Source organism: Streptomyces sp. NPDC020983 (assembly GCF_044333485.1).
In the GTDB taxonomy this organism is placed as follows: Bacteria; Actinomycetota; Actinomycetes; order Streptomycetales; family Streptomycetaceae; genus Actinacidiphila.
The window spans coordinates 160,572-186,218 of sequence record NZ_JBIRRA010000007.1; the positions used below are offsets into that span (position 1 = coordinate 160,572).

Consider the following 25,647-nt stretch of genomic DNA (forward strand, 5'->3'; position numbering starts at 1 on the left):
GCCTACCGCGCCGAGGGGGACAGCACGGGCGGCGCCGCGGCCAGTTCCCGGAGCCGTTCGATCAGCGCGGTCACCTCGTACGCCTCGCCGATCCGGTGCCCGCGGCCTGCCGCGATCTCCGAGTACACCGTGGTGTGCAGGCCCGCGTAGTTGTCGGAGAAGTCAGCGGCCGTCCGCCCGTTGACGGTGATCGTCCGTGCCGCCGGGCCCGCCGAGCCGGCCGGCAGGTCCTCCGCGCGGCTGGACAGCAGCCAGTCGACCTCGACGGCCCCGAAACGGATGACCCCGCAGGCCCGGTCGCCCTCGCCGCTGGAGGACACCTCGGCCAGATCCGTGGGGGGACCGAAGATCCAGACCAGGCAGTCGAACAGGTGGATGCCGAAGTTGAAGAGGATCGTCCCGCTCCGTGCCTGGTCGCCCTTCCAGGACACCTGGTACCAGGGGCCGCGCCTGGCGACGTAGCGGGCCTCGATCCGCAGCGGTACGTCCGCCTCGCGCTCGTCCATCCGCTTCTTGAACGCCACCAGTGCCTCGTGGTAGCGCAGTTGCAGAATCGGGTGAATCCTGCGCCCGGTCCTCCGCTCCAGATCGCCCAGGCGGCCGATCCCGTCGAGCGCCAGGACGGGAGGCTTCTCGACGATGACGTCGACACCCGCCTCCGCGCCCATGACGCAGTACCGCTCGTGGGTGTCGCTCGGCGTGCAGATCACCAGGTAGTCGACGCGGCTCGCCGGGTCGCGGACGAACTGCTCGAAGCGGCCGGTGTCAAGGAAGAACTTCGCCTGCGGGAAGTAGTTGTCGAGTATTCCCACGGAATCGCAGATGTCGTGCGCCGCGACGAGCGTGCCGCCGATGTGCCGCATCGCGTCGAGGTGGCGGCGCACCACGAACCCTGCGGCGCCGACCAGTGCGAACCGGGGACTGTCCTTTGTCATGATGGCGTCGTTCTCCAGGTCTGAACCGGGGCGCACCCGGATGTCCACGTACGGACGTCGGAAGCGCTGAGCAGGCGTACGGCGCAGCCGTCGAACCCGGCCAGTCGTCGTGCGGTCTCCGCCCGCCGCTGCTCGACACCGAAGAGGGCCTTGGCCAGCGGATGGGTGCGGCGGAACATGCCGCGCAGCGACTCGCGGTTGCCGTTCCACAGCTCCTGCCGGGTCAGCACCCGGCGCAGGCTCCGTCCCGCGACGCGCCGTACGAGGGTCCACCGCGGCAGGTCCAGCCACACCACGTACGACGCGCGCTGCCACAGCAGGTCCCGGACCTCGGCGTAGGCACCGGAATCGGCCACCCAGCCGGCGTCGTGGGTCAGCCGGTCGACATCGGCGGCGAACTGCGCACGCACCGACCAGCCCGGGCCGTGACGCAGCCCGTCCACGTCGACCAGGCGCAGCCCCAGCCGCTGGGACAGCGTCCTGGCGAGCGTTGTCTTGCCCGCTCCGCACATGCCCACGACCAGCATGTTCGCCGGGCCCCTGCCGGTCACGGCGCCCCCCGTCCGGCCGGTGGGGCCACGAAGTGGACGAGGAAGAGCTTGCGCGAGTGGTCCCCGGCCACCGGCGGGACGGCGTGCCACGCGTCCTGCGTACGCGCCATCAGCACGGAGGTGCCCGCATGCGGGAAGACCTCGACCGCGCAGTCGTCGATGTCGGGTCCCCGCAGCAGCCGCAGCGCCCCCGACCACTCGGGTTCCCAGTGCTCGTTCAGGTAGAACAGGTGGGTGACCAGCTTGTCCGGGCGGTCCACATGCGGCTCGATCCAGTCGTCCTGGTCGTAGCGCACCAGCCGGACGTCGAGGACGGCCCGTGCGAGGTCGACACCCATGAGCTGCTCGACGGCGCGGCGGTAACCGCTGCCGGTGACCTCGTCGAGGAGCCGGCGCCACACGCCGGAGAGCCCTGCGAGGTTGTCGGCCACCGGGGTCCCGTTGTCGACCAGTTGCATGTTGTGGGCGCGGTACCGCTTCTTGCCCTCGGTGTTCTCCGCGCGCACGTCGTAGTGGAAGCCGGTCGCCGGGAAACCGGCGCAGACCTCCGCGCGGCCGACGGAGGTGAAGGTGTCGGCGCAGACCGCGTGCGGACAGGGGTCGGTCGCCGGCGAGGAAGCGGCCAGTCGGGCCATGTCAATGATCGTTTCCGCCACCGTCCGGCCTCTCATCCTGCCGCGCCGTGCGGCTCCGGCACGCCGGCCCGCGGCGCGCCCGCCAGTGCGCCGAGCACCGATCGGACGGCGGCCAGGGACGGAGTCGCGATGCGCACCCCGCCCGCGAACCCCTCCAGCCCGTTGAGCGACCGGATGCGTATGCCCGCCGCCGCGAGGGTGAAGGTGATGCGGGCGGCGGTCTCCTCGGGCGCGTCGAAGGCCACGAAGTTCGCGGCGCTCGGACGTGCCACGCAACCCGGCTCGGCCTGCGCCAGCCCGCTGCTCAGCAGCTCGCGCGCCGCGGCGACTTCGGCGTACGCGGCGGTGAAGACCCCCGGCGCCCGCAACGCGCCCGCAAGCAGCGCAAGAGCGGGGCCGGAGACCATCCCTTCCACGTTCCACCTGGCCAGGTGGTCGATGAGCGACTCGTCACCGAGAACCGCACCGACTCTCGCACCGGCCAGCCCGAAGCTCTTGGAGAAGCCCTGGATTCTCAGCGCGTGTCCTTCACCGGCGAGCGCGGCCACCGTCTGCTCCCCGGACTCGTCGAAGGCCAGGTAGCAGGTGTCGACCACGAGCAGACTGCCGTGGTCGGCCGCGGCGGACGACAGCTCCGCGATCTCCTCCCGCCGGTAGCAGTGCCCGGTGATGCTGTCGGGCTGCGTCACGGCCACCACGCAGGGGCCCTTCGCGCGCATACGCGCGATGAGCGGTCCGACCCCGACCGTGCCCCCGTGCGGCTGGGGTTCGGCGTCCACCTCAGTTCCCAGCCGCACGCACGCCCTCGTCCAGGCGTCGAAATGCGGTGAGGCGATCACCAGGCGGCCGGCGGGCCGGACGAACGCCTCGCAGACCAGCTGTATCGCGTGGTCCGTCCCCGGGGTCAGCAGGACATCCTCGGGCGAACGGCCGAACCGCTCCGCCACCGTCCTGCGCACCTCGTCCACCAACGGGTACTCGACAACGGCGGACGGGTCGAGGTCCCGCAGGGTCCGCGCGTGCAGTTCACCGACGGCCGGGCTGAGCAGCTCACAGCTCTTGAGGTTCAGGTGCCCGGGCAGATGCCCCCGCTGCGGCCGCGCCACCGCGTCGACCAGCGGGCTGGTCGCGATCCGCTCGGTCATGCGAGCGGTGCCCAGTCCTGTCACGGCGCACCACCACCCACAGCAAGGGACGAACCGGGTTCCGGGGCGTGCCGGGGGATGCGCTCGAACACCTCGGTCAGATCGTCGCCCGGGCCGAAGAGGATTCCGTACGCCCGCCGTCTCTCGTCGGCCGAGGCGCTGCGGCCGTCAAGGATGATCTGCCGGTTGTGCAGCGCGATGTCCTGCATGGTCATGCCCTCGGTGAGGCGTTCGTTCGGGCAGTACATCGTGGGGCGTGTCCGCGCACCCAGCCGCTTGAGAGCGGCGACCGTCTCCTGCGCGCTCGCGGCGTCCGTGCCGGGAAGGCCGACGATCACGAAGCAGTTCAGTTCGATGCCCGCGCGCTCGCACCAGCCGGCCAGCTCCGCGACGGACTCGTCGGCCTTCCGCTTCAGCCGCGGCAGATGCGCCGCTCCGCGGGCGTCCAGCGTCTCGACGCCGACGCTGACGCGAACGCACCCGGACCGGCCCATCAGCGCCACGAGTTCCTCGTCGAGGTGGTGGACGGTGGTGGCGCACTTCCACGCGTACCGGGAGCCGCGTGCGACGAGTTCGCTGCAGAGCTCCGCCACCCACGCGCGGTCGAGGGTGAAGGTGGGCGCGTAGAAGGACACGTACTCGAACGGCATGGCCGCGAAGCTGTCCTCGATGTAGGCGATCACCCGGTCGACCGGTATACGCCGGTCGCGACGCCCGAACACGGTGGGCACTTCACAGAAATCGCACCCGATCGGGCACCCGCGTGCCGTCGGGACCACGAGCTCCCGCCGGTGCGGAATCCCGCAGAACTTGTTCTGGTCGTCCCGGTACAGCTCGTCGTAATGCTCGTACGGGATCTCGGTGATATCGGGCAGTACCCAGTCGGCCGGATCCAGCATGCGCCCCGGCCCGGCCGGCGCCCTCCACCTGCCGTCGATACGCAGATCCACACCGTGGACGTTCTCGGCCTGGATCGAGCCTTCGCAATAGCCGAGGAAGTCCAGAATTCCGCTCTCGTAGTCGCCCGGGCCCACGATCCCGTCCAGGTCCAGCCCGCGGAAGAGCGCGGGCTGCATACCGCTGAGCCGGCCGAAGGTGACGATCCTGGAATGCGGCGAGATCTCCCGGACGTACGTCAGGAACCGCGGCAGCCCGTCGACCCCGTCGAGGTCGTTCATGACCGCGACGACGTCGTATTCGTGCTGGAACAGGCGGTCGGCGACACGCTTCCAGGTGACCGACCCGACGGAGCAGTCCATCACGTCGACGTGTGCCACCCCCGGACGGGCGCGCAGATACCCGGCGACGGAGTACAGCGGCGTGTGGTGACCCGCGTTGAAGTAGCTCAGGATCTGTGGGGCCCAGGCCACCAGCACACGAATGCCCCCGGTACCGACGCTCTCCATACTGGTTTCCGCTCCCCCGACTCGGGTTGACAAAACCGTCGAGAATGAGTCCGCCATTCCCGGGAATGTGACTTTTCATTCTTGCTGATCGCGGTGCGTATGGTGAATTCGAAGCGCTTCAACAGCGAAGCACGGGCCGAGACCGAGTGTCAACCCTGGTGCACCCGCCGGGCGGGTGCTACCTTGCGCGGGCTGCGCAGATCGGATGTGCAGGGTTGTCGAATTGTATTCGATGATCCGGACATTCACGACAATCTCCTTCAAGGCGGGGTGGAACAAGGATTTCAGGGGAATTAGCCATTCGTATTCCGAGGGGAGCCCACGGATGAGACAGGCAACGACTGTGAATGTTCCGTTCCGGTCCGGGCAGCCCCGCAGCGGGCCGTTGACCTGGGCCCAGCGCGCCGGCTGGAACCGGCGCCTGAAGGAGCCCACCGGGCCCGACGCCTTCGCGCTGGCGTGCACCCTGCCGGTGGACGGACTGACGGCCGGGCGACTCCTCGGGATCCTGGGACAGATGGTCGAGCGGCACGAGGCGCTGCGCAGCAGATTCCTGGTCGACGCCGCGGGGGAGCCCCGGCAGGACGTCCTCGCGGCCGGGGAATTCACGGTGGGATTCCGGGAGTTCGACCCCGGCGAAGCACCCGACCCCGCGGCCCAGGCCCAGTCGGTGGCCGAGGAGCTGAAAAACCGGGCAGGCGACGTCGAGAACAGCTTCCTGACCTGGGCCTGCGTCATCACGGTGGACGACGCGCCGGCCCATCTGGCGCTTGCCGTCTCGCACTTCTTCGCGGACGGGGTCGGCGTCGACATCCTCTGCCGGGAGATCGCCTCCCTGGTCGCTGGCGAGACGCTGCCCGAGCTCGATCCGGCCGCATGGCGACCGGTCGACCAGGCGCTGTACGAGAACTCCCCGAAGGGCCGGAAACTGAGCCGACGGGCCCTGCTCTACTGGGAGCAGAACCTGGCCGAGGGGCCCGCCTCGATGTTTCCCGAACGGCGCGCGGACCACCCGGAGCCGCGCTTCGTGCAGATCGAGATGATCTCCCCTGCGCTGGCCGTCGCGGTGCAGGGGCTGGCACAGGCCCTGGGGAGCAGCGCGACGACGGTGTCGCTGGCGCTGCTGTGCTCGTCACTGGGGCGGGCGCTGGGAACCGCCGACCTGATGTTCGAGCTGATCTCGAAGAACCGCTGGCAGCCCGAAGCCGAGGGCGCGGTGTGCAACATCGCCCAGAACTCCCTCTTCCGCGTGCGCCTGGACGCCCAGCGTGACCCCGGCTTTCCCGACGTGGTCCGCGCCACCGCGCGTTCGGCCCTGCTCGCACAGCGCCACTCGCGCCACGACCCGGCCCCCCTCGACGGCATCGTGAGGTCGGTCGGCGAGCGGCGCGGCCTGGAGGTCGAACGCTCCTGCTTCTTCAACTTCACCGCCGACCTGCCCTCCGAGGACCACCCCGGCCCGCCCGGACGTCCCGGCGGACTCCTGCCGGCGACCACCGTCCGCACCGGGTCCCGCTTCACGTCCGGCGGCACCAAGTTCTTCCTGGGGGTCGGCGGAACCGGCACCGGGCTCTACCTTTCCCTGTTCGTCGACCTGGACTACCTGCCACTCGACGACGCCGTCGCTCTGCTGCGGGACATGGAGCACCGTGCGGTGGTGGAGCACGCCGCAGCGGTGGGCTAGCGGCCGCCGGGACGGCTGGGAGCCGCTGCCCGGCGGAGACGCCGTCGAGAGGCTGCCCGCCTGGACCGCGAGCACGCGCAGCAAGGTCGCCTTCTGGGACGGACGGCTCAGGGGCGCCGTCCAGCACGCCCTCCGCGGAGCGACGCACGCGGCCGGCGGTACGCGCGTACGGCACCGAGGCGCAGACCTCGATCAGCCGCGCCATGGGGTACGTGGGCGTCGGTCAGCCCGACGCCGTGACGGAGGTACCGCTGCCGGTCCTCCGGCTTCGGCCGGAAGGGACCATGGCAACGGCTGAGGCGACACCCACGAGCAGCGCCGTCGCCCGTCCCGACCACTTCGCCGTACCGGCGGGTGGTCCAGGACCTCTTCCGGCGCCGGCGGACCTGCGGCTGCGTGCGTGAACCGGGACTGCCACGCCCAACAACCGATCACTCACCTCCGTGCCGGACCCCCGTGGCTGCTCCCCGCTCGTCGTCCAGGCTGAGGCAGGTGGCCATACATCCCATCGCTGCGGAAGAGATTGGATAGCTCCAAATGTCCGCGCATGCACCCCCTGTGTAAATGTGGAGGTGAGACAGGGTAATCCATGATCTTCTCCCCGGGGGATGGACACATGAGCCAGTCGACCCTATAAATCCATCCTATGTCTAGCGTTTGCCATGGCAGAGAGGACATCTCCTTGACACACGACGACGGGTGGTCGCCATGGCGCGCCGGGACAGTCCTCCGGAGCGTCCTCACCCTCGTGAGGTGTCTCGTGTAGTGGGTCGGCGTCCTCAACGGCGCGCTCTCCTCGTCGCCCTGATGCCCTCCCGCACCACCGGAGGCGAGGCGCAGGAGCACGCCCCGCCGCCCTTCTGGGGCTGCGGTGGCCACGGTCCGGAGTCCAGCCTCCGTACCGGCGAGGTGAACTCCTGACGACCAGCCCAACCCGCGATCGAAAGGCAGGCATTCCCATGGAACGAAGAGAGTTTCTCGTTGCCTCCGCAGGCGCGTCCGCCGCACTCACCGTCGGCCTCCCGCCCGCCGTGGCGGCCGCCGCGCCGCAGAGTGCCTCAGGAACGGAGGATGCCGTCACTCCCGAGGCCTCCCGCCTCGCCCTCTGGTACGACAAGCCCGCCGGTGAGTGGCTGGAGGCGTTGCCGCTCGGCAACGGCCGCCTCGGCGCCATGGTGTTCGGCGGAGTGGACACCGAGCAGTTCCAGCTGAACGAAGACACCCTGTGGGCGGGAGGCCCCTACGAACCCGCCAACCCTCAGGGCCTGGCGAACCTCCCCGAGATCCGGCGCCGAGTCTTCGCCGGCGAGTGGGAATCCGCTCAGGACCTGATCAACTCCACCTTCCTGGGCAACCCGGTCGGGGAGTTGATGTACCAGACAGTCGGCAACCTGCGCCTGACGATCCCGGGCACAGGTGCAGTCAGCTCCTACCGTCGTGAACTGGACCTGGACTCCGCCGTAGCCACCACGGCGTACGTCCGCAATGGAGTGGCATACCGTCGCGAAGCGTTCGCCAGCCATATCGACCAGGTGATGGTGGTCCGGCTGACCGCGGATACCCCCGGTGCCCTGTCGTTCACCGCAACCTTCGACAGCCCGCAGCAGGCCCAGACGTCCTCCCCGGACCGGATCACCGCCGCTCTGGAGGGGACTGGGCAGACGCGTGAGGGGGTCACCGGCGGGGTCCGCTTCCGCGCCCTGGTCCGTGCCCGTGCCGAAGGGGGCGTCGTGCGCAGCGAGAACGGCACGCTTGCCGTGGACAGGGCCGACGCGGTGACCCTGCTGGTGTCCGTCGGCACCAGCTACAACGACTACCGGGACGTCTCAGGCGACCACCGTGCCCGCGCCGAGCGCCCGCTGAACGCCGCAGCCGACACCTCCTACGGGCAGTTGCGCTCCCGGCACGTGCGCGACCACCGCGCGCTCTTCCGCCGCGTCACCCTCGACTTCGGTACCACGGAGGCGGCGGCGGCGCCGACCGATCGGCGGGTGGCCGCGTTCTCCCAGACCGAAGACCCGCAACTGGTGGCCCTGCACCACCAGTTCGGACGCTACCTGCTCATCTCTTCGTCCCGGCCCGGTACACAGCCCGCCAACCTGCAGGGCATCTGGAACGACCAGCTGTCCCCGCCCTGGAGCTCCAAGTACACGATCAACATCAACACGGAGATGAACTACTGGCCCGCGCCCACCACCAACCTCCTGGAGTGCTGGGAGCCGATCTTCGCCCTGCTCGACGACCTCGCCCAGGCCGGACAGAAGACCGCCAGGGTCCAGTACGGAGCCGACGGCTGGGTCGCCCATCACAACACCGACGTCTGGCGCGGCACCGCGCCCGTGGACGGGGCCTTCTGGGGGATGTGGCCCACCGGCGGCGCATGGCTGGCCACCTCCGTGTGGGAGCACTACCGCTTCACCGGCGACAGCGCAGCCCTGCGCCGACGGCTACCCGTCGTAGAGGGAGCGGTCCGCTTCTTCCTCGATGCGCTGGTCCCGGACCCCGCCACCGGTTACCTGGTGACCTGCCCGTCCGTCTCGCCCGAGAACGCCCACCACCCCGACGCGTCCGCATGTGCGGGCCCGACGATGGACAACCAGATCCTGCGCGACCTCTTCGACGGCTACCTCGCCGCCTGCGACGCGCTCGGCACCACCAGCCCGTACGCCGACCGGGTACGCCAGGCCCGCGCCCAGCTGCCCCCCATGAAGATCGGCGCCCTGGGACAGCTGCAGGAGTGGCAGCAGGACTGGGATGCGGGCGCGCCCGAGCAGCAGCACCGCCACATCTCCCACCTGTACGGCCTGCACCCCAGCAACCAGATCACCAAGCGCAACACCCCGGAACTCTTCCAGGCCGCTCTGAAGACCCTTTCGATGCGTGGCGACGACGGCACCGGCTGGTCCCTCGCCTGGAAGATCAATTTCTGGGCACGCGCGGAAGACGGCGCCCGCTCCTACAAGCTCCTCACCGACCTGCTCACCACCGACCACACGGCCCCGAACCTTTTCGACCTGCATCCGCCGTTCCAGATCGACGGCAACTTCGGCGCCACCGCGGGCGTGGCCGAATGGCTGCTCCAGTCCCACACCGGTGACGTGCATCTGCTGCCCGCCCTGCCGCCGCAGCTCCCCGAGGGCCGGGTCACAGGCCTCCTCGCCCGCGGCGGCCTCACCGTCAGCCTCGCCTGGCTCGACGGAGCGCTGACCCACGCCCACCTGGCAGCGCGTCAGGGCGGCACGGTCCGACTGCGCACCGCCGCACCGGTCACCGTGCATTCCACAGGCGGCGCGGGCACAGAAGTGACGCGCCCCGAAAGCACTGTTGCCGTGTTCGAGACCGAGGCAGGCGGGGAGTATGTGATCACGCCTCTCTGACGCTCTCTGACACCTTGCGGCGTCGTCTGCGTCGAGCGTCGCTGATCCGCTGACCTGCACGATTCGTCCGGGGTCGCGACCGCACCGCAACCGGACAGCGAAAGTGCCTTCTGAGCTGGAACGACGAGGCTTGTCCAAGGTCCGGTCGTACCAGCAGGAAGGCACTTTCCGCGTGCACAGGCGGGACCGGGCACGATCCCGGCCGCGTCGCTGTGAACCTGGCTTGGCGCGACGACGGCGCGGAAGCGGGCACCCGCGCGCGTGAGCGCGGGTGCCCGCTTGGTGAACGGCGTACCGGCGGCGGGTCAGGGTGTGGACAGGGTGAACTGCCCGACCTTGACCGAGCCTCCGAGTGCCTGCGTTGCGTAGTTGAAGAGGGCGAATCTGTACCCCATGAAGAACTGCCAGCTGTTGTCCATCGTGAAGCCCGGCCCGAAGGCGGTGAAGTTGACGCCGTCGGTGCTGTAGGAGAAGTGCCCCTGCCTGCCGGTGCCCGGATGGATGTCGGCGTTGACGCGCAGCCAGACGTTGCCTCCGGACAGGGCCGTGCTCGCGACTTCCGTGCCGGTGCTGGTGGTGTTCCAGCTGCCGTCCATGGTGATGTTGTTGGTCATCACCAGGCGGGTGGTGCCGTTGTCGCGTCTGACGCCGATCCAGGCCGAGGAGTTGCGCAGCAGCGCGAGTCCCGCCCGGTCCCCGTCGTGCATGCCCGAGTAGTCCAGCGGAACCGTCGCGGTGGACGTGGGTCCCAGGATCCGGTGGGTCAGCGTGTTGCGTGCCGAGTACAGGTCGCTGGTCACCGTCGCGGTCTGCAGGGTCAGGCCGTTGTTCGCTGACCACTTGGTGTTGTCGGGGTTGTGGTTCCACTCCCACTCGGGTCCGAGAGCCGGCCCGGTGAAGGTGTCGGTGCCCGTGGGGGATTTCACCGTACGCGGCGGGGCCGGCAGGTTCGGGTACGGGTAGGTGGCACCCCAGCCTCCGTTGACGGTCTGGAGCACGGGCCATCCGCTGGAGTTCCACTTGATGGGGGCCAGCACCGGGACGCGTCCGCCGGGGTAGGAGTCGACGAAGGCCATGTAGTACCAGTCGCCGTTCTGGGTCTGCACGATGCCGCCCTGGTGCGGGACGCCACCGCCGACGATGGGGGTGCCGACGTTGTTGAGCAGCGGTTGTTCGGTGTACGGGCCGAAGGGGCCGTTGGTGGACTTCAGGACGTATTCGGCGTTGGCCGGGTGGTCGACGAGGATGTAGTAGGCGCCGCCGACCTTGTACATGCGGTTGCCCTCGGTCGTTCCGGTGCTGGACGGGTCGGTGAACACCGTCTGGCTGCGGACCTGACTCAGTCCGTCGGCCGACAGCTGGGCGACGGAGTGGGTGCCGCTGCCGTAGGCGACGTACATCGTGTCGTCGTCGTCGACGAGCATTCCGGCGTCGTAGTAGCAGTTGTTGATCACCGAACCGCGCGTCCAGGGGCCCTCGACCGAGGAGGCGGTGTACATGTACGTCTTGTTGAAGTCGATGCAGCCGCCCCAGTAGAACTTCCCGCTGCTCTTGCGGTAGTTCAGGAAGGAGGCCCACACGCCGTTGACGTAGGCGCGACCGTTGCCGTTCAGGTTGTACTTCTCGCCGAAGTCGAGCGAGGGCACCGAGTGGCCGGCGAACTCCCAGTGGACCAGGTCGTAGGAGCGCAGGATCGGGGCTCCGGGCGAGTAGTGCATCGTCGAGGCCGAGTAGTAGTAGGTGTCACCCACCCGCAGGACGTCCGCGTCGGCGAGGTCCTCCCAGAGCACGGGGTTGCTGAACGTGGTCGGTGGGGTGGTCGTCGGCGGCGTGGTGGTGGGGCTGGTCGGTGGGGTGGTGGTGGGGCTCGTCGGTGGTGTGGTGGTGACGGTGCCGGTGCAGGTGGTCCCGTTGAGGGTGAACGTGGTGGGGATGGGGTTGGTGGCGGTGTATGTGCCGTTGAAGCCGAAGCTGGTGGATCCGCCGGTCGCCAGGCTGCCGTTGTAGGAAGCGTTGGTCACGCTGACCTGGGTGCCGCTCTGGGTGTAGGTGCCGCTCCACAGCTGGGTGATGGACTGTCCCGTGGCGAAGGCCCAGGAGAGCTGCCAGCTGGTGATCGGGGTTCCCAGATTGGTAACGCTCACATTGGCGCCGAAGCCGCCGGGCCACGTGTTCGTGATGCTGTAGTCGACCTGGCAGCCGCTGGCCGCCTGCGCCGATGTCGCCACGAACGAGATGCCCACGGCGGCCAGCGCGGTGCAGACCACGCCGATCAGCCACGTCCTGAAGTGCGGTCTTCTGCGTTTGCGTTCCACGGGATTCTCCCTGAGTGTTCAACGTGCGGGCATTTGTTTGCGCGGGAAGGATCTCCACGGCGGCCGCCATCACCCGGATGGGCCCGGTCAGTGACCGCCCCCGGAGCCGCAACGGGGCCTCGGACCCCGGCACCTCGTCGGTGCGGTCACCGAACTGCACCGACGTCCCGGCCCTGCGACCGCGCCCCCTTCGCCCGAGCGGCGGCAGGAGGCGTCGCCGTGCCGGTCGTGCCGGTCGACGAGCGGGGGTGGATCCGGTCGCTGCACCGTCCGATCGGCCCCGGAGGAACGGCGGCCGTACGCCAGGTGCGTTCAGTACCAGCGGCCCGGTCCCGTGGATCGGTGGTGGCGACGACGGGTGCCGTCGCCACCACCGATCACGTGGCACAGCCGAGGGCCATACGTTCCCCGGGGGAACCTGACAGAGGTCAGCGCTGCAGGGTGAGGACTGCGGGGCGCCAGGGCAGTTGGCCGTAGTCGCCGCTCGAACCCTTGGCCATGCCCTGGTAGAGGAACTGGAGGTTGCAGGGGTCGATGGTCATGGTCTGGTCGGGGTTGTTGCGGACGAGGTCGCCGTGGCTGATGTCGTTGGTCCAGGTGGCGCCGCTGTTGGCCTTGCCGGCGAAGGGGTTGCTCTCGCTGGCGGCCTGGGGGGTCCAGGTGCCGCTGAGGCTGGAGGCGGTGAAGGACCGGAAGTAGCGTCCGTTGGCGCCCATGGCCTCGACGATCATGAGGTACTGGTTCTGGTTCTGGACCTTGTAGACCTGGACGGCCTCGAAGAGGTTGGCCTGGGTGTCGCTCATGACGGTGGTGTAGTTCGAGCCGAAGCTGCCGGGGAAGTTCCCGATGGGCATGCTGGCCCGGTAGATCTTGCCGTTGTCGCCGGCGAAGAACAGGTACATGTTCTGGCCGTCACCGATGAGGGTCTGGTCGATGGGGCCGGTCCCGGAGCCGGAGATGCTGCCGGTGAACAGCGGTTGTGAGGACGACCAGCCGTTGGGGTTGGTGGGGTCGCTGGATGTCTTGTAGAAGAAGGGTGTCGCGCCCCATTGGGATGCCAGTACCCAGATGTTCTTGGGTGCGAAGTAGAACAGGGTGGGGGCCACGGTGGACTGGCTCATCCCGGTCTGCGGGGCCGAGGCCATGTCCGACCAGTTGGTGAAGGGCTGGAAGGCCATCGACCCGTAGGACGACGCGTTGTGGTTCGAGGCGTAGACGAGGTGCTTGCCGTTGTAGACGACGTTGGTGAAGTCCTTCAGCGACACCCACCCGTTCGCCGGCTGCGCCAGCGCGCCCGTCGACGACCAGTGGTAGGACGACGGCAGCGAACACGTCCCACCCGACGTCGGTGGCGTGGTGGTGGGGCTCGTCGGTGGGGTGGTGGTGGGGCTCGTCGGTGGTGTGGTGGTGACGGTGCCGGTGCAGGTGGTCCCGTTGAGGGTGAACGTGGTGGGGATGGGGTTGGTGGCGGTGTATGTGCCGTTGAAGCCGAAGCTGGTGGATCCGCCGGTCGCCAGGCTGCCGTTGTAGGAAGCGTTGGTCACGCTGACCTGGGTGCCGCTCTGGGTGTAGGTGCCGCTCCACAGCTGGGTGATGGACTGTCCCGTGGCGAAGGCCCAGGAGAGCTGCCAGCTGGTGATCGGGGTTCCCAGATTGGTAACGCTCACATTGGCGCCGAACCCGCCGGGCCAGGTGTTCGTGATGCTGTAGTCGACCTGGCAGCCGCTGGCCGCCTGCGCCGATGTCGCCACGAACGAGATGCCCGCAGCCGCTAAAACGGTGGAGAGCAATGCGATGAGCAACGGCTGTCGCCGCTTGACCACATGGGTGCGCTTCATGAAACGTACTCCTTGAGTGATGAGCCCGAAGGGACCATTGATAGCGCTAACAACCGAAGGCCGGTGCCGGCCTGCGGCACCGAACTGCCACCCCCTGTGCCGCCTGCCGCCGCGGCACGCGGCAGCGGTCGGCGGCGCACGCGGCAGCGCCGCACCGTAGGAGAGGAACAACGGGTCTCTGGGATCACTTCGACCTCGTCTCTTGGCGGTTCCGAGGGGCACGCGGCTGAGCGCACCGCCACGAGGAACACGGTGGGGGGCCGTTCACGAGGGTTGACAGCTGTCGGAGTTGTCTCAGCGCCAGGAAGGGACTGACACGAAACGGTGGCAAGTGTGGACCTGCAGCATCCGAAGGTCAACGCTCCGGTACAGAAATCCTCGACGGTCGGGGCGGCGGGATCGCCGAGGTTCCCCCGACCTGCAACGCAGTCGAGCCGCTTGCCGTGACCCGCCGGGCCCGCTCCCGTTCCGGCCCGCGACGCCGCCGTGGCGACCTCCAGGTCGTCGAGGCCCGCTGTCGAGTCGAGCACGGCGGGCAGGTTGGCCGGGAGGTACCCTCCGCTCGCCCGCCGGGCGGGTGATTCAGGCCGGGCGCGGGGCGGACACGGGCAAGCGTGGCGTCGGCGGAGGAGCTCAGCCGTTGCCGGAGGTCCGCTCCGGCCGCACCAGCACCGCCGCCATGACCGCTGGACCGGCGCTGGACGCAGACGCGAGTGAGCCGGTCTGCACAGGTAGCAGCCTCGGGAGCAATGTTCCGCTTCACCGCTCGGCGCCACCGTAAGGAACGGCCGCCGGCAGATGCGCGCGAAGGGGCCCCATCGCAGGTGGCGGCGGGTGTCCTCGGTGTCCTCGTGCCGGCGGTCGACGTCGTCCTGGAGGGACGGGGGCCGTGCTCGTGCAGCTCGGCTCCGGTGCTCGTGCCGTCCGCGACCGGGCACTTTCCGCAGAGCGCCGGGTCTGGCCGTGCGGCGATCCGTCGTCAGGCTCGCGCGCGCCCGCCGGGATACTGAGGCGCATGCGAATCGACTTCGGTCCTGAGCAGCTCGGCCGGAATGCGTTCTACAGGCTTCTGACGGCGACGGTCGTCCCGCGGCCCATCGCGTGGGTGTCCACGACGTCGGCGGCGGGGACCGACAACCTCGCCCTGCGACGTTCGGTGGAAAGCGGTGTCGGTAGGCGGGGAACGCTATCCGCTGCGGCGGGCTGCCGCAACCGGTCCGGTTCGCTGCTCGGCGGGTACGGATGCCGTTAGGGGCCGCCTGGTTCGGAACACGCCCCAAGGTGGCACCCGCGCATCGACATCGAGACAGGAGAGCCCCCGCTGGCGTGGGGACGATGTGCACTACGACCCCGAGACCGACGAGGGCTGGGGATCACCGCTGGCGCAGGGACGACGCCGCGTCGAGGCACGGCGCGTGCATCTCGATCGGAGAACCCCCGCTGGCGCGGGGACGACGGCAAGGGTAACGGAGACAACTGGTGAGGGAGCGACAGCTCGGGGCTGATCCGGCCGGGACCGGCGCCTGAGAGCGTGTCTGAGATCTGTCGTGTCGGCCGTCCGGGTGGCTCGTTGGGTGGTGTGTGAGTGCTGGCAGGGGCGGCTACCCGTCTGATCTGACCGATGAGCAGTGGGCGTTGATCGAGCCGCTGCTTCCCGCGCCGAGGACGAGCTCGAAGGGCGGCCGGCGGGAGAAGCACCCGCGTCGGCGGATCGTGGACGCGATCTTGTACCTGGCGCGTACCGGGTGCCAGTGGCGGTACCTGCCCAAGGACTTCCCGCCCTGGCCGACGGTGTACTGGTACTTCACCTGGTGGCACGACGACGGCACGGTGGAGAAGGTCCACGACGCGTTGCGGGTCAAGGTCCGCCAGGCCGACGGCCGCAGCCCGGAACCGCCCGCCGGCCTGATCGACTCGCAGTCCGTCCGCGCGGCCGACACCGTACCGAAGGCCACCAGCGGGTTCGACGCGGGCAAGAAGACCAGGGGCCGCAAGAGGTTCATCGTCACCGACACCCTCGGCGTGCTCCTGGCCGTGCACGTTGTCGCCGCCAGTGTCCAGGACCGCGACGGCGGGAGGCGGCCACTGCTGTGGACCCGCCTGGACCATCCCACCGTGCTCAAGTTCTGGGCGGACCAGGGCTTCGCCGGCCGCTTCGTCCAGTGGGCCTCCGACACCTTGCGCCGCGACGTGGACATCGTCCGCAAGCAGCCCGGACAACGCGGCTTCCACGTCCAGCCCAAGCGGTGGGCGGTCGAGCGCACCTTCGCCTGGATCACCGTGCGCCGACGCCTCGCCGGCGACTACGAACGAGACCCGGCACACTCCGGGACCATGATCCGCTGGGCCATGACCGACGTGATACTCCGCCGGCTCACCCGCGGAGGACCCGCCACCTGACCCGGCCCCAAACCCCTACGACGAATTCTCTGAACCGATCTCAAACGAGCCCTGAGAAAACCTCAGTGCGCATGCCAATGCCTTCAAACCTGCCGCCGCACTCCGGAGAGACACGAGCCTCTGGATGATTTTCTATCCTCTCCCCGAGAGGAAGCAGAGTACCGCGAGTTGTATCCCTCCATTTTAGTTACAGTATCTCTACTTCGCGGGCGACGTCGATGAGGTTAAAAACCACTTGCTCGTCGAAGGTCAGGAGGGTGTGCGAATCACTGCCGTCGAGGGACATGATGCTGAGGCTGTCTGGCGTGAAGGCCCCAACGATGCGCCCGTGAGTGAGAGCGAAAGTGCAATCAGGAAGACCGGGGGTGTTTTCGGGACCGCGGATGGCACCCGTCACAACGTTCGTGATGAGGGTGGGCGGTACGGGTGTCTGATTGTAGTCGACCTCTTCGGGGAACAGGACAACTTCCTGGTCGCTCGCCCACGCGCCTTGGGGGCACGAAAGGATCTCCCTATCGGAGATCTGGTTGACGAGGTATCCGTGGGCGGCTTCGAGGATCGTCACGGCTAGTTGGTCGTCGGTGTCGGCGTGGGCGATGACGATGTAGTGCCCGTCGGGGGACCAGCCGATCTGCCGTTCCGCCGGCAGCCCGCCCGGTCCTGACCACAGCTTCCGGCGTCCGCCTGTTGCAAGGTCGATGATCCAGACGATCATCCACTTCTCTCCGAAGCGGTATTCAGGGCTTTTGACTCTGGTGGAGGAGAGTACAGCCAGTTCGTGTCCGTCCGGAGAGAACGCAACACACCAGTCCGTGCCCTCGTCGGACTCGTCGAACCGCATCTCCGAGCCGTCAGCCAAGGTATGGACGACGATGTATCTAACGGCCGTGGAATACGACCAGGTGATGTAGGCGATGCGCGTACCGTCTCCGGACAGCGCCGCCACCTGCGTCTCCCATCCGTCGCGCCCGCACTCGACGCCCGCGAATGTTCCTGTGTCCGCATCTCGCACCAGGACAGCGGACCTAGGGCGAGGTGGCCAACGTGCCTCGCTCAGCAGCCCGGCGCGCACAACCCGCTGCACAGGCAACGTGTCCGGCGACAATCTCCACGGCTCAGCCATCGCCGTAATCCTCCCCCCGTTCTCACGCACCGTTCCCGCTACCCGAGCACAATACCAGGAGACAAGGTCAAGTATAGCGCCTCCCAACAATATGGCCGTTTCGTAGAATAACGACCAAATCATATCGGAATAATCCCCTCCGGTTTCCCCGCCTCCGGAATGGATCGTTCCGCGTTTCGGACCCTCATCGGAGGGCAGAGATTCTTCTTGTCGACGCGATTCACATAGGGCTAGCATCCTTCCCCATGGGTAAATCGCGAGTATTTCGGATCGACTCACTCCGTCAACTCTACCTGTCATGGCATTGGTCATGATTGCAGCATTGTTTTCCCCGGTGGAAAATGCGTTACTCCCCACGAAAGCTTACGCAGCTTCGTGTGACAACAGCACGGACTGGGGGGTCGGACCAAGAAACGGCGCAGGCAGCCCCGCTCGCTGCATCAACGAGGGGATGTACAAGACGCGCCGCCGACTGTCCGGATCTTCGTGTGGGACCGGTTCACCGCCTTCTGACCGGCGGAGAGGGTCTCCCATCGTCCCCAGCAGGGGATGCGGACGGTTCCGCCGGCGCCTCGGTAGCCCTTGTCGGCCCACCAGGGGATGTCGGCTTGGGCGAGGGCGTCGACGATGCCGTGTTCGCGGGCTGCGCGTAGGTCGTGAACAGCGCCGGGCAGGGCCGGTGAGACCCACAGCAGTCGGCCGAACGGATCGGTGAGGACCTGCACGTTCATGCCGTGTTTCTTGTGCTTCCCCGAGTGGAAGGGCCGGTCCGCGGCGATGCGGTCGATGGGCAGGAGCGTGCCGTCCAGAAGGACGAACGCCTTCATCGACGCGGTGCGGACGGCACCGGCCGGGGTGGGTGCGAGGGCGGCCAGGAGGTCCACGGCCTCGGTGACGTAGCGGTATGCCGTCGCGGTCCCGACTTCGAAGCCAGCCGCGAGCTGGGCATACGGGTGGCCGTTGCGGAGATGGACGAGAGTGAGCAGGGCCTGGCGGTCGGCACCCAGGCGCCGCCAGCAGGTGCCGAGCTCCCGGCGGCGCGCTGGCGGAGCTTGGCGGACAGGAAGCGCAGGGCAGAACTGGACACGTCGACGCCCGACGGGTAGACAAGCACGCGAAGCCTCTGGTGGAGACGGATTTCTTGGTCGAAAACCCATCTACCAGGGGCTTCGCCATGTTGTCACCCCAACTGCACGCTCCCAGCGGCAGGTTGGAAGAGGCTCAGTGGGTGCACGGGGCGGATGGCATGATCGGCTGGTGGATATTGATCATCGGCCGGTGCGGCCCAAGAGGTCCGTTCTCTTCGACGTCGACGGCACGCTGATTGATGCTCTGGGAAACCAACGGCAGGTCTGGGGTATGTGGGCGGCTCGATACGGCCTGAACCCCGACGAGGTCTACCAAGTCGCGCTGAGGACTCGGCCGCTGGAGACATTCGCCGTCGTGCTGCCGGACCGGAACCCCCAGGAGTGCCTTACGCTCCTGCACGAGTTGGAGGACGAAGACGTCCGCTCCGGCGTGTACACGGCCTTCGACGGTGCCGCCGAGCTGCTGCACGACCTTCCGCTGGAAGCCTGGGCGCTGGTCACCTCGAACTACGACCACCGGGTCCGCGGGCGTTTCGTCCGGACGGGGTTGCCGGTGCCCGAGGTGATCGTGGACGCGGCCGCTGTCGATGAGGGCAAGCCGTCCCCCGTCCCCTATCTGCTGGCAGCGGAGCGACTCCACACCTCGCCGAGGCACTGCCTGGTCATCGAGGACACACCCTCTGGGGTGCAGGCTGGACTGAGGGCAGGAATGACGGTGTGGAGCGTCAACACACCCGCCGCCGTCGACGGTGCGCATCGTCACTACACAACTCTGTGCGAGGCGGCGAACGACATCACCGCCTTCGCCCGCGGCACGGGCACTGACAGCGGCACGGAGCAGTAGCTGAGACCGTCTGAGCCGGCGTCGAACCGTCGATAGCCGCCGGAACCTGACTGTTCCCCGGACATCAGGACGACCCTTGCGTGACCATGTACTTCGGCCAGGAGGCACGTGATCACAACAAGGGCCGTGAGGGTGAATGTGCTGGAAGACGCTGTACGCGTCGAGGCACTGTCCACGCTTTCCTGCTTCCGGCAGGATCTCTACGACTGTCTGACGGCCCGCGCGGACGCGCTGTTCGAACTGGCCGACGCCCTGCTGTGCACGGACGGTCCGATCAAGGCCCTGGTCGACCTGGCGCTCGCACCCGAGCACCGGCGTGGTCATGGCGCGCTCTACGGCGCCTTGAACTGCGGCCGGATCGAGGCGGACCAGTTGCGGGCGACGCTAGCCGAGCTGCCGCTGCCCCGCACCGCGGGCGGGCGGATCGTCTTGGCCGTGGATGTCAGTTCGTGGCTGCGATCGGACGCAGTGACCACCCCGGACCGGTTGTTCTGTCACGTCCACGGGCGGGCGAAGAACGCCGCGCAGTTCATACCTGGCTGGCCCTACTCCTTCGTCGTCGCGTTGGAGAACGGTCGCGCCTCCTGGACCGGGATCCTGGACGCGGTCCGGCTCGGGCCTGAGGACGACGCCACGGCGGTGACCGCCGACCAGCTGCGGTCCGTCGTCGAGCGTCTGGTCGCGGCAGGGCACTGGGCTGAGGGAGAACCTGACGTCCTGATGGTCATGGACGGCGGCTACGACGTCACCCGCCTGGCGTTCGTGCTCGCGGACCTGCCCATGGAGCTTTTCGGCCGCATCCGCTCCGACCGGGTCCTCCGGCTCCCAAAGCCGCCCCGACTGCATGGCACCAACGGGCGCCCGCCCAAGCGCGGGCCCGAGTTCGCCCTGAACAAGCCCGCTACCTGGCCCCCGCCGCAGCACACCACCACGACCGCCACCACGCGCTACGGCGCCGCCACCGCCGACAGCTGGGACCGCGTGCACCCTCGGCTCACCCACCGCACCTGCTGGCTCGGCCACGAAGGCGAACTGCCTGTCACTGAGGGCACGTTGATTCGGCTGGAGGTCGATTACCTGCCCGGCGACCGCGACCCCAAGCCAGTCTGGCTGTGGTCCTCGGCCACCGATGCCACCGCCGCCGACATCGACCGCTGGTGGCAGTCCTACCTCCGCCGCTTCGATCCTGAGCACACCTTCCGACTGTTTAAACAGACCCTCGGTTGGACCCGTCCCAGACTCCGCGACCCCGAGGCGGCCAGCCGCTGGACCTGGATCGTCATCGCCGCCGACACTCAACTCTTCTCGCCCGGACCCTCGCCGAGGACATCCGCCGCCCCTGGGAAGAAGCCCGCCATCCCGGGCCGGCTCACCCCGGCCCGCGTCCGCCGAGGGTTCAGGAACATCCGCCCGATGATCACCCTCCCCGCCGGTGCACCCAAACCCGGCAAACCCGGCCCCGGACGCCCGTCCGGTTCCGAGAACCGCACGCCCGCACCCCGCCACGACGTCGGAAAGACCATCAAACGCGACCTCACCATGGCCGAGCATCAAGATCGGAAAGGTTGAAGAACAAGCTTACTGAGCAACAACCAGGACGATTTTTCCGGTGGTGCGCCCGGTCTCGCCGTGTTCGTGCGCCTTGGCCGCCTGTTCCAGGGGCAGGACTGTGTCGATCTCGGCGCGCAGTCTCCCTGTCTCAACGAGTCCGGCAATGGCCTTCATTCCCGCGTAGTCCGGTTCGACGAGCATGAACCCGGAACGGAGGCCGCGGTCTTCGGCTTCGTCGGCGGGCGGCGTGTCGGTTGGCGAGGACAGCGAGATGAGGACGCCGCCCTTGCGCAGTACCCGCAGTGAGCGCGGTCCGTAGTCACCGCCGATGGTGTCGAGGACGACGTCGATGTCGCGGGTCGTCTCGGCGAAGTCCACCTGGGTGTAGTCGATCAGTTCGTCGGCGCCCAGGCCTCGCAGGAACGGGTGCTTGGCCTCGCGGGCGGTGCCGATGACGTAGGCGCCGTGCGCCTTGGCGATCTGCACGGCCAGGTGACCGACGCCACCGGCGGCTGCGTGGATCAGGACGCGTTGCCCGGGCTGGAGGCTCGCAGTCTCGGTCAGAGCCTGCCACGCGGTCAGCGCGGCCAGCGGCAGAGCGGCCGCCTGCACATGGTCGATCGTATTCGGTTTGGCTGCGAAGTGCCGTGCGGGGGCGGTCACGTACTGCGCATAGGTGCCCGCCTGGTACGGGAAGCGCGGCATGCCGAACACCTCGTCGCCAGGCCGAAACAGCGTCACTCCGAGTCCTACTGCCTCGACCACGCCGGACACGTCATAGCCCAGGATGATCGGCTCGCCCCACAGGCCAAGGCCCCCGTGGGCCCGGGACTTCCAGTCGGTCGGGTTGACCCCAGCCGCGTGCACCCGTACCAGGATCTCCGTTGGGCCGGGCTCGGGGCGGTTCACATCAGTCTCGGTGAGGACCTCCGGGCCGCCCCAGGATCGCAGGGTCATCGCGCGCATCCGTGTGGCGGCGGGGGTGCTTTTGTGCATCAGGTGTCCGTTCACGCTCCGTGCCGCACTCTGTCGTGCAGCCCGGAACCAGACTGCGTGAAGGACCGCCCGACCAGTAGTGGCCCGAGAGTCATCATGTGCCAGGATCTGGCCATGCACCGTGTGGTTGTCCTCGCTCTTGAAGGCGTCATCCCGTTCGAGCTGGGCATCCCGGCGCGGATCTTCGGCAGCGCCCTGTCACCGGACGGCCAGCCGCTCTACGAGGTGATCGCCTGCACCCTGGACGGTCGGCCTGTGAACACTGACGCCGGCTTCGCCATCGCCGTCGAGCACGACGCGAAGGCGCTCGCCACTGCCGACACCCTGGTCATTCCGCCTTCCAACGCCCTCGGAGTGATCCGCGACGAGGGTCGCCTGCCGAAGTCTCTGGCTAGAGCCCTCGAGCTCACCCGGCCGGACACCCGCATCGTGTCGATCTGCACGGCGTCCTATGTGCTGGCCGCCGCGGGCCTGCTCGACGGCCGATCGGCCACCACGCACTGGAAGGAAGCCGAGCACTTCCAGCAAACCTTCCCGCAGGTGAAAGTCGATCAGGGCGTACTGTTCGTGGACAGCGGTGCCATCCTCACCTCGGCAGGTGCCGCTGCAGGGGTGGACCTTTGCCTGCACCTGGTACGCGGCGATCACGGCAGCGCGGTGGCCAACCAAGTAGCACGGAGCTGTGTCGTCCCGCCCTGGCGCGACGGCGGCCAGGCCCAGTACATCGAGCAGCCCGTACCCGAGCCGTCATCGGCCACCACCGCCGCCACCCGCGCCTGGGCGCTCGACCGCCTGCATCAGCCGCTGCCGCTGTCCGAACTCGCCGCCCACGCCCGGATGAGTATCCGGACCTTCACCCGCCGCTTCCGCGCCGAAGTGGGCATGACTCCGGGCCATTGGCTGACCACCCAGCGTCTGGACTTGGCCCGACGGTTGCTCGAGACCAGTGATCTATCGATCGATCACGTCGCCCAGCGCGCCGGGTTTGGCAGCGCCAACTCCCTCCGGCAGCATCTACGCGCCGCCATCGGAATCTCACCTGCGGCTTACCGCCGCACCTTCCATACCTGAAGCACGCCTGTCCACGAGATTTGACGATTCCTCGGCGCAAGCCCGGGAACACGTCGATGCCTTCATTGCAACCCCCGGCTGCACGTCAGGTCTGGCGGAACCAATCTTCGCCGAGGTCCGAGTAGCGCAGCGCCGTCGCTGAGCCGCCTAGCTTCTGATGCGCAGGTACGCGCCGGGGGAGCTTGGGGCGGTAGGTGGACAGCTGGTCGAAGGGATTGAGGGTGACGCCGTGGCCCGTCGCCTGGGGCGGGATCACCAGGTCGTCCCGGAGGGACGGGGGGTCGTGCTCGTGCAGTTCGGCTCCGGTGCTCGTGCCGTCCGCGACCGGGCACTTTCCGCAGAGCGCCGGGTCTGGCCGTGCGGCGATCCGTCGTCAGGCTCGCGCGCGCCCGCCGGGATACTGAGGCGCATGCGAATCGACTTCGATCCTGAGCAGCTCGGCCGGAACGCGTTCTACAGGCTTCTGACGGCGACGGTCGTCCCGCGGCCCATCGCCTGGGTGTCCACGACGTCGGCGGCGGGGACCGACAACCTCGCCCCGCACAGCTTCTTCAGCGTCGCCTGCGTGGATCCGCCCGTCGTGCAGTTCACCTCGGTCGGGCGGAAGGACTCGTTGCGGAACGTCGAGGAGACGGGGGAGTTCGTGGTGAATCTCGCCCCCGAGCACCTCTTCGAGGAGGTCAACGCCACCGCGACGGATTTCCCGCGCGGGGTCAGCGAGTTCGACGAGGTGGGGATCGCGCGGGAGCCGAGTGCGCGGGTGAAGCCGCCGCGGGTGGCGGCGTCGCCGGTGGCCCTGGAGTGCGAGATGCACAGCACGGTGCGGCTGGGGGACTCGACCGTGGTGTTCGGACGGGTCGTGCACGCGGCGGTGTCCGAGGCGATGCTGACGGAGGGGCACCCGGACGTCCAGCGCATGCGGCCGCTCACCCGGATGGGGAAGGACGAGTGGGGCACCCTCGGGGAGGTGCTGGAGATCGCGCGGATCCCCGTCCGCGAGTGGGAGGAGGGGCGCCGCCGCTGACGGGGCGGTAGGGACGCGGCCGGGAAAACCCTTCGACGCCGCACGGGCCGGCGGGCCATGATCGTGGCATGTTCCGGCTCGCCTTCCTCGCAGACGCCACCGCGGCAGCGGTCGCGGCGTCGAAGGCTGCCTGCTCCGCCCCGGGTGCGAACGCCGCCCCGGCCGGCCGGAACGCGAACGCATCCTTCGACGGCGCCCGACGCTGACCCTCCCCGGACCGACGTCCGGTGGGACCCCGCACGGGGAGGGTCGGACCGGCCAGGGGTTCCCGACTCACCCGGCGTCCCAGGAGGAGACACCGTCATGTCCAAGCAGGCGTACGTGCGTACCAAGCCGCACCTCAACATCGGCACGATGGGCCACGTCGACCACGGCAAGACCACCCTCACCGCGGCCATCACCAAGGTTCTGGCCGACCGCGGTAGCGGCACCTTCGTCCCGTTCGACCGCATCGACCGGGCGCCGGAGGAGGCCGCCCGCGGCATCACCATCAGCATCGCGCACGTCGAGTACGAGACGGCGAACCGTCACTACGCGCACGTCGACATGCCGGGGCACGCCGACTACGTGAAGAACATGATCACCGGCGCGGCCCAGCTGGACGGCGCGATCCTGGTCGTCTCGGCGCTCGACGGCGTCATGCCGCAGACGGCCGAGCACGTGCTGCTCGCCCGGCAGATCGGTGTCCGGCACGTGGTCGTCGCCCTCAACAAGGCCGACGCCGGAGACCCGGAGCTGACCGACCTCGTCGAGCTGGAGGTGCGCGAGCTGCTGACCGCGCACGGATTCCCGGGCGACGAGCTGCCCGTCGTGCGGGTGTCGGGGCTGCGGGCGCTGGAGGGCGACCCGCGCTGGACGGCCGCGACGGGCGAGCTGCTGGACGCCGTCGACGCGTACGTGCCCGTGCCGGTGCGGTACACCGACGCGCCGTTCCTGCTGTCGGTCGAGAACGTGCTGACCATCACCGGGCGCGGCACCGTGGTGACCGGTGCGGTCGAGCGCGGCACGATCGCGCCCGGCGACCGCGTCGAGCTGCACGCGGCCGCGGGGGAGCCGCTCACCAGCGTCGTCACCGGCCTGGAGACCTTCGGCAAGCCGATGGACTCCGCGCAGGCCGGCGACAACGTGGCGCTGCTGCTGCGCGGGGTGCAGCGCGGGCAGGTGCGGCGCGGCGACGTCGTCGCGGCGCCCGGCAGCGTCAGCCCGCACCGCCGCTTCACCGCGCGCGTCTACATCGTGCCCGCGGCGGAGGGCGGCCGGCACACCCCGGTGACCTCCGGCTACCGGCCGCAGTTCTACATCCGCACCGCGGACGTGGTGGGCGACGTCGACCTCGGCGAGGTGCCGATGGCGCTGCCCGGGGACACCGCCGAGGTCACCGTCGACCTCGGCCGCGCGCTGCCGCTGGAGCCGGGGCTCGGCTTCGCCATCCGCGAGGGCGGGCGCACGGTGGGCGCGGGCACGGTGACCGCGCTGCTCTGACGCACCACCCCGGTGCCGGTGGTCCGGCCCCGCCGCCGCCCGGTACGGTCCGCCGTACCGGGCAGCGGCGGCCCGCGCCCCGGCCGGCGGCGTACCCCGGCGGCGGTGAGCCGTCACCCCGGCCGCGCCGCACGGGATGCCGGGGCCGGCACCGGCGGCCGGCCGGCCGGACCCGCCGCGCG

The 25,647-nt window shown here is 69.0% G+C and carries 16 protein-coding genes and 4 pseudogenes; 9 read left to right on the forward strand and 11 right to left on the reverse strand.

The annotated features are described in order from the left end of the window. Positions 1-2 precede the first annotated feature (2 nt). Genes ACH4SE_RS17280 through ACH4SE_RS17300 form a run of 5 tightly spaced genes read right to left on the reverse strand, consistent with a single transcriptional unit; the run spans position 3 to position 4,672 of the window. On the reverse strand, positions 3-935 hold the full coding sequence (locus tag ACH4SE_RS17280) for a Gfo/Idh/MocA family protein (protein WP_398544232.1): 933 nt from the start codon (positions 933-935) through the stop codon (positions 3-5). Next, entirely contained in the window at positions 932-1,486 is a 555-nt protein-coding gene (locus ACH4SE_RS17285) for an adenylate kinase (protein WP_398544233.1), read from the reverse strand. The genes ACH4SE_RS17280 and ACH4SE_RS17285 overlap by 4 nt, the downstream gene beginning before the upstream one ends. After that, positions 1,483-2,121, reverse strand: a complete 639-nt coding sequence (locus ACH4SE_RS17290; protein ID WP_398544234.1) for a 2OG-Fe(II) oxygenase — start codon at positions 2,119-2,121, stop codon at positions 1,483-1,485. Before ACH4SE_RS17290 ends, ACH4SE_RS17285 begins: the two co-directional genes overlap by 4 nt. Before the next feature lie 32 nt (positions 2,122-2,153). Continuing rightward, positions 2,154-3,266 (reverse strand): pyridoxal phosphate-dependent aminotransferase, encoded by a 1,113-nt coding sequence (locus tag ACH4SE_RS17295; protein ID WP_398544235.1) that lies wholly within the window; start codon positions 3,264-3,266, stop codon positions 2,154-2,156. A gap of 20 nt (positions 3,267-3,286) precedes the next feature. Beyond that, positions 3,287-4,672, reverse strand: a complete 1,386-nt coding sequence (locus ACH4SE_RS17300) for a B12-binding domain-containing radical SAM protein (protein WP_398544236.1) — start codon at positions 4,670-4,672, stop codon at positions 3,287-3,289. A gap of 385 nt (positions 4,673-5,057) precedes the next feature. Here ACH4SE_RS17300 and ACH4SE_RS17305 point away from each other — a divergent pair, with 385 nt between their 5' ends. Both ACH4SE_RS17305 and ACH4SE_RS17310 read left to right on the forward strand, forming a co-directional pair. Beyond that, positions 5,058-6,356 carry a condensation domain-containing protein gene (locus ACH4SE_RS17305; RefSeq protein ID WP_398544237.1) on the forward strand — a complete coding sequence of 433 codons (1,299 nt, stop codon included), beginning with the start codon at positions 5,058-5,060 and terminating at the stop codon, positions 6,354-6,356. 959 nt (positions 6,357-7,315) lie between these two features. Further along, on the forward strand, positions 7,316-9,733 hold the full coding sequence (locus tag ACH4SE_RS17310; protein ID WP_398544238.1) for a glycosyl hydrolase family 95 catalytic domain-containing protein: 2,418 nt from the start codon (positions 7,316-7,318) through the stop codon (positions 9,731-9,733). A gap of 305 nt (positions 9,734-10,038) precedes the next feature. Here the strand turns inward: ACH4SE_RS17310 and ACH4SE_RS17315 are convergent, their stop codons facing one another. The 3 genes and pseudogenes from ACH4SE_RS17315 to ACH4SE_RS17325 all read right to left on the reverse strand — a co-directional run. Next, the gene (locus tag ACH4SE_RS17315; protein WP_398544239.1) at positions 10,039-12,048 is read right to left on the reverse strand and encodes a family 43 glycosylhydrolase; all 2,010 of its coding nucleotides are present in this window, start codon (positions 12,046-12,048) and stop codon (positions 10,039-10,041) included. A 428-nt stretch (positions 12,049-12,476) separates the two neighbouring features. Next, a pseudogene (locus tag ACH4SE_RS17320) lies at positions 12,477-13,418 on the reverse strand (non-reducing end alpha-L-arabinofuranosidase family hydrolase); the annotation flags it as partial. 63 nt (positions 13,419-13,481) lie between these two features. Continuing rightward, positions 13,482-13,886: pseudogene (locus ACH4SE_RS17325) on the reverse strand (cellulose-binding domain-containing protein); the annotation flags it as partial. Positions 13,887-14,901: 1,015 nt separating this feature from the next. Here ACH4SE_RS17325 and ACH4SE_RS17330 point away from each other — a divergent pair. Together ACH4SE_RS17330 and ACH4SE_RS17335 are read left to right on the forward strand one after the other, a co-directional pair. Beyond that, a pseudogene (locus ACH4SE_RS17330) lies at positions 14,902-15,030 on the forward strand (flavin reductase family protein); the annotation flags it as partial. 398 nt (positions 15,031-15,428) lie between these two features. Further along, positions 15,429-16,286 (forward strand): IS5 family transposase, encoded by an 858-nt coding sequence (locus ACH4SE_RS17335; protein ID WP_398544550.1) that lies wholly within the window; start codon positions 15,429-15,431, stop codon positions 16,284-16,286. Between the two features lie 187 nt (positions 16,287-16,473). On the opposite strand, the gene ACH4SE_RS17340 is transcribed toward ACH4SE_RS17335, so the two are convergent. Both ACH4SE_RS17340 and ACH4SE_RS17345 read right to left on the reverse strand, forming a co-directional pair. Further along, positions 16,474-17,298 carry a WD40 repeat domain-containing protein gene (locus tag ACH4SE_RS17340; RefSeq protein ID WP_398544240.1) on the reverse strand — a complete coding sequence of 275 codons (825 nt, stop codon included), beginning with the start codon at positions 17,296-17,298 and terminating at the stop codon, positions 16,474-16,476. 581 nt (positions 17,299-17,879) lie between these two features. Beyond that, positions 17,880-18,523: pseudogene (locus tag ACH4SE_RS17345) on the reverse strand (transposase family protein); the annotation flags it as partial. A gap of 149 nt (positions 18,524-18,672) precedes the next feature. Between ACH4SE_RS17345 and ACH4SE_RS17350 the strand changes: the two are divergent. Together ACH4SE_RS17350 and ACH4SE_RS17355 are read left to right on the forward strand one after the other, a co-directional pair. Further along, the gene (locus tag ACH4SE_RS17350) at positions 18,673-19,341 is read left to right on the forward strand and encodes an HAD family hydrolase (RefSeq protein WP_398544551.1); all 669 of its coding nucleotides are present in this window, start codon (positions 18,673-18,675) and stop codon (positions 19,339-19,341) included. A gap of 132 nt (positions 19,342-19,473) precedes the next feature. Next, positions 19,474-20,910, forward strand: coding sequence for an NF041680 family putative transposase (locus ACH4SE_RS17355; protein WP_398544241.1), 1,437 nt, complete (start codon positions 19,474-19,476; stop codon positions 20,908-20,910). A 9-nt stretch (positions 20,911-20,919) separates the two neighbouring features. Here ACH4SE_RS17355 and ACH4SE_RS17360 read toward each other — a convergent pair whose 3' ends face one another. Further along, positions 20,920-21,888, reverse strand: a complete 969-nt coding sequence (locus ACH4SE_RS17360) for an NADP-dependent oxidoreductase (RefSeq protein WP_398544242.1) — start codon at positions 21,886-21,888, stop codon at positions 20,920-20,922. A 114-nt stretch (positions 21,889-22,002) separates the two neighbouring features. Between ACH4SE_RS17360 and ACH4SE_RS17365 the strand changes: the two genes are divergently transcribed. The 3 genes from ACH4SE_RS17365 to tuf all read left to right on the forward strand — a co-directional run bounded on the left by ACH4SE_RS17365 (position 22,003) and on the right by tuf (position 25,465). Continuing rightward, a complete protein-coding gene (locus ACH4SE_RS17365; RefSeq protein ID WP_398544243.1) occupies positions 22,003-22,959 on the forward strand; it encodes a GlxA family transcriptional regulator in 957 nt (318 codons plus the stop codon). Between the two features lie 409 nt (positions 22,960-23,368). After that, positions 23,369-23,983: a flavin reductase family protein gene (locus ACH4SE_RS17370; protein WP_398544244.1), complete on the forward strand. Its 615-nt coding sequence runs from the start codon at positions 23,369-23,371 to the stop codon at positions 23,981-23,983. A gap of 303 nt (positions 23,984-24,286) precedes the next feature. Then, a complete protein-coding gene (gene tuf, locus ACH4SE_RS17375; protein ID WP_398544245.1) occupies positions 24,287-25,465 on the forward strand; it encodes an elongation factor Tu in 1,179 nt (392 codons plus the stop codon). Positions 25,466-25,647: the final 182 nt, after the last annotated feature.

Bases quoted from the DNA above. Each gene is read 5' to 3' on its own strand.
- ACH4SE_RS17280 (WP_398544232.1), bottom strand. From the start codon at position 935: ATGACAAAGGACAGTCCCCGGTTCGCACTGGTCGGCGCCGCAGGGTTC.
- ACH4SE_RS17290 (WP_398544234.1), bottom strand. From the start codon at position 2,121: ATGGCCCGACTGGCCGCTTCCTCGCCGGCGACCGACCCCTGTCCGCAC.
- ACH4SE_RS17295 (WP_398544235.1), bottom strand. From the start codon at position 3,266: ATGACCGAGCGGATCGCGACCAGCCCGCTGGTCGACGCGGTGGCGCGG.
- ACH4SE_RS17300 (WP_398544236.1), bottom strand. From the start codon at position 4,672: ATGGAGAGCGTCGGTACCGGGGGCATTCGTGTGCTGGTGGCCTGGGCC.
- ACH4SE_RS17310 (WP_398544238.1), top strand. From the start codon at position 7,316: ATGGAACGAAGAGAGTTTCTCGTTGCCTCCGCAGGCGCGTCCGCCGCA.
- ACH4SE_RS17360 (WP_398544242.1), bottom strand. From the start codon at position 21,888: ATGCACAAAAGCACCCCCGCCGCCACACGGATGCGCGCGATGACCCTG.
- ACH4SE_RS17365 (WP_398544243.1), top strand. From the start codon at position 22,003: ATGCACCGTGTGGTTGTCCTCGCTCTTGAAGGCGTCATCCCGTTCGAG.
- ACH4SE_RS17370 (WP_398544244.1), top strand. From the start codon at position 23,369: ATGCGAATCGACTTCGATCCTGAGCAGCTCGGCCGGAACGCGTTCTAC.
- tuf (WP_398544245.1), top strand. From the start codon at position 24,287: ATGTCCAAGCAGGCGTACGTGCGTACCAAGCCGCACCTCAACATCGGC.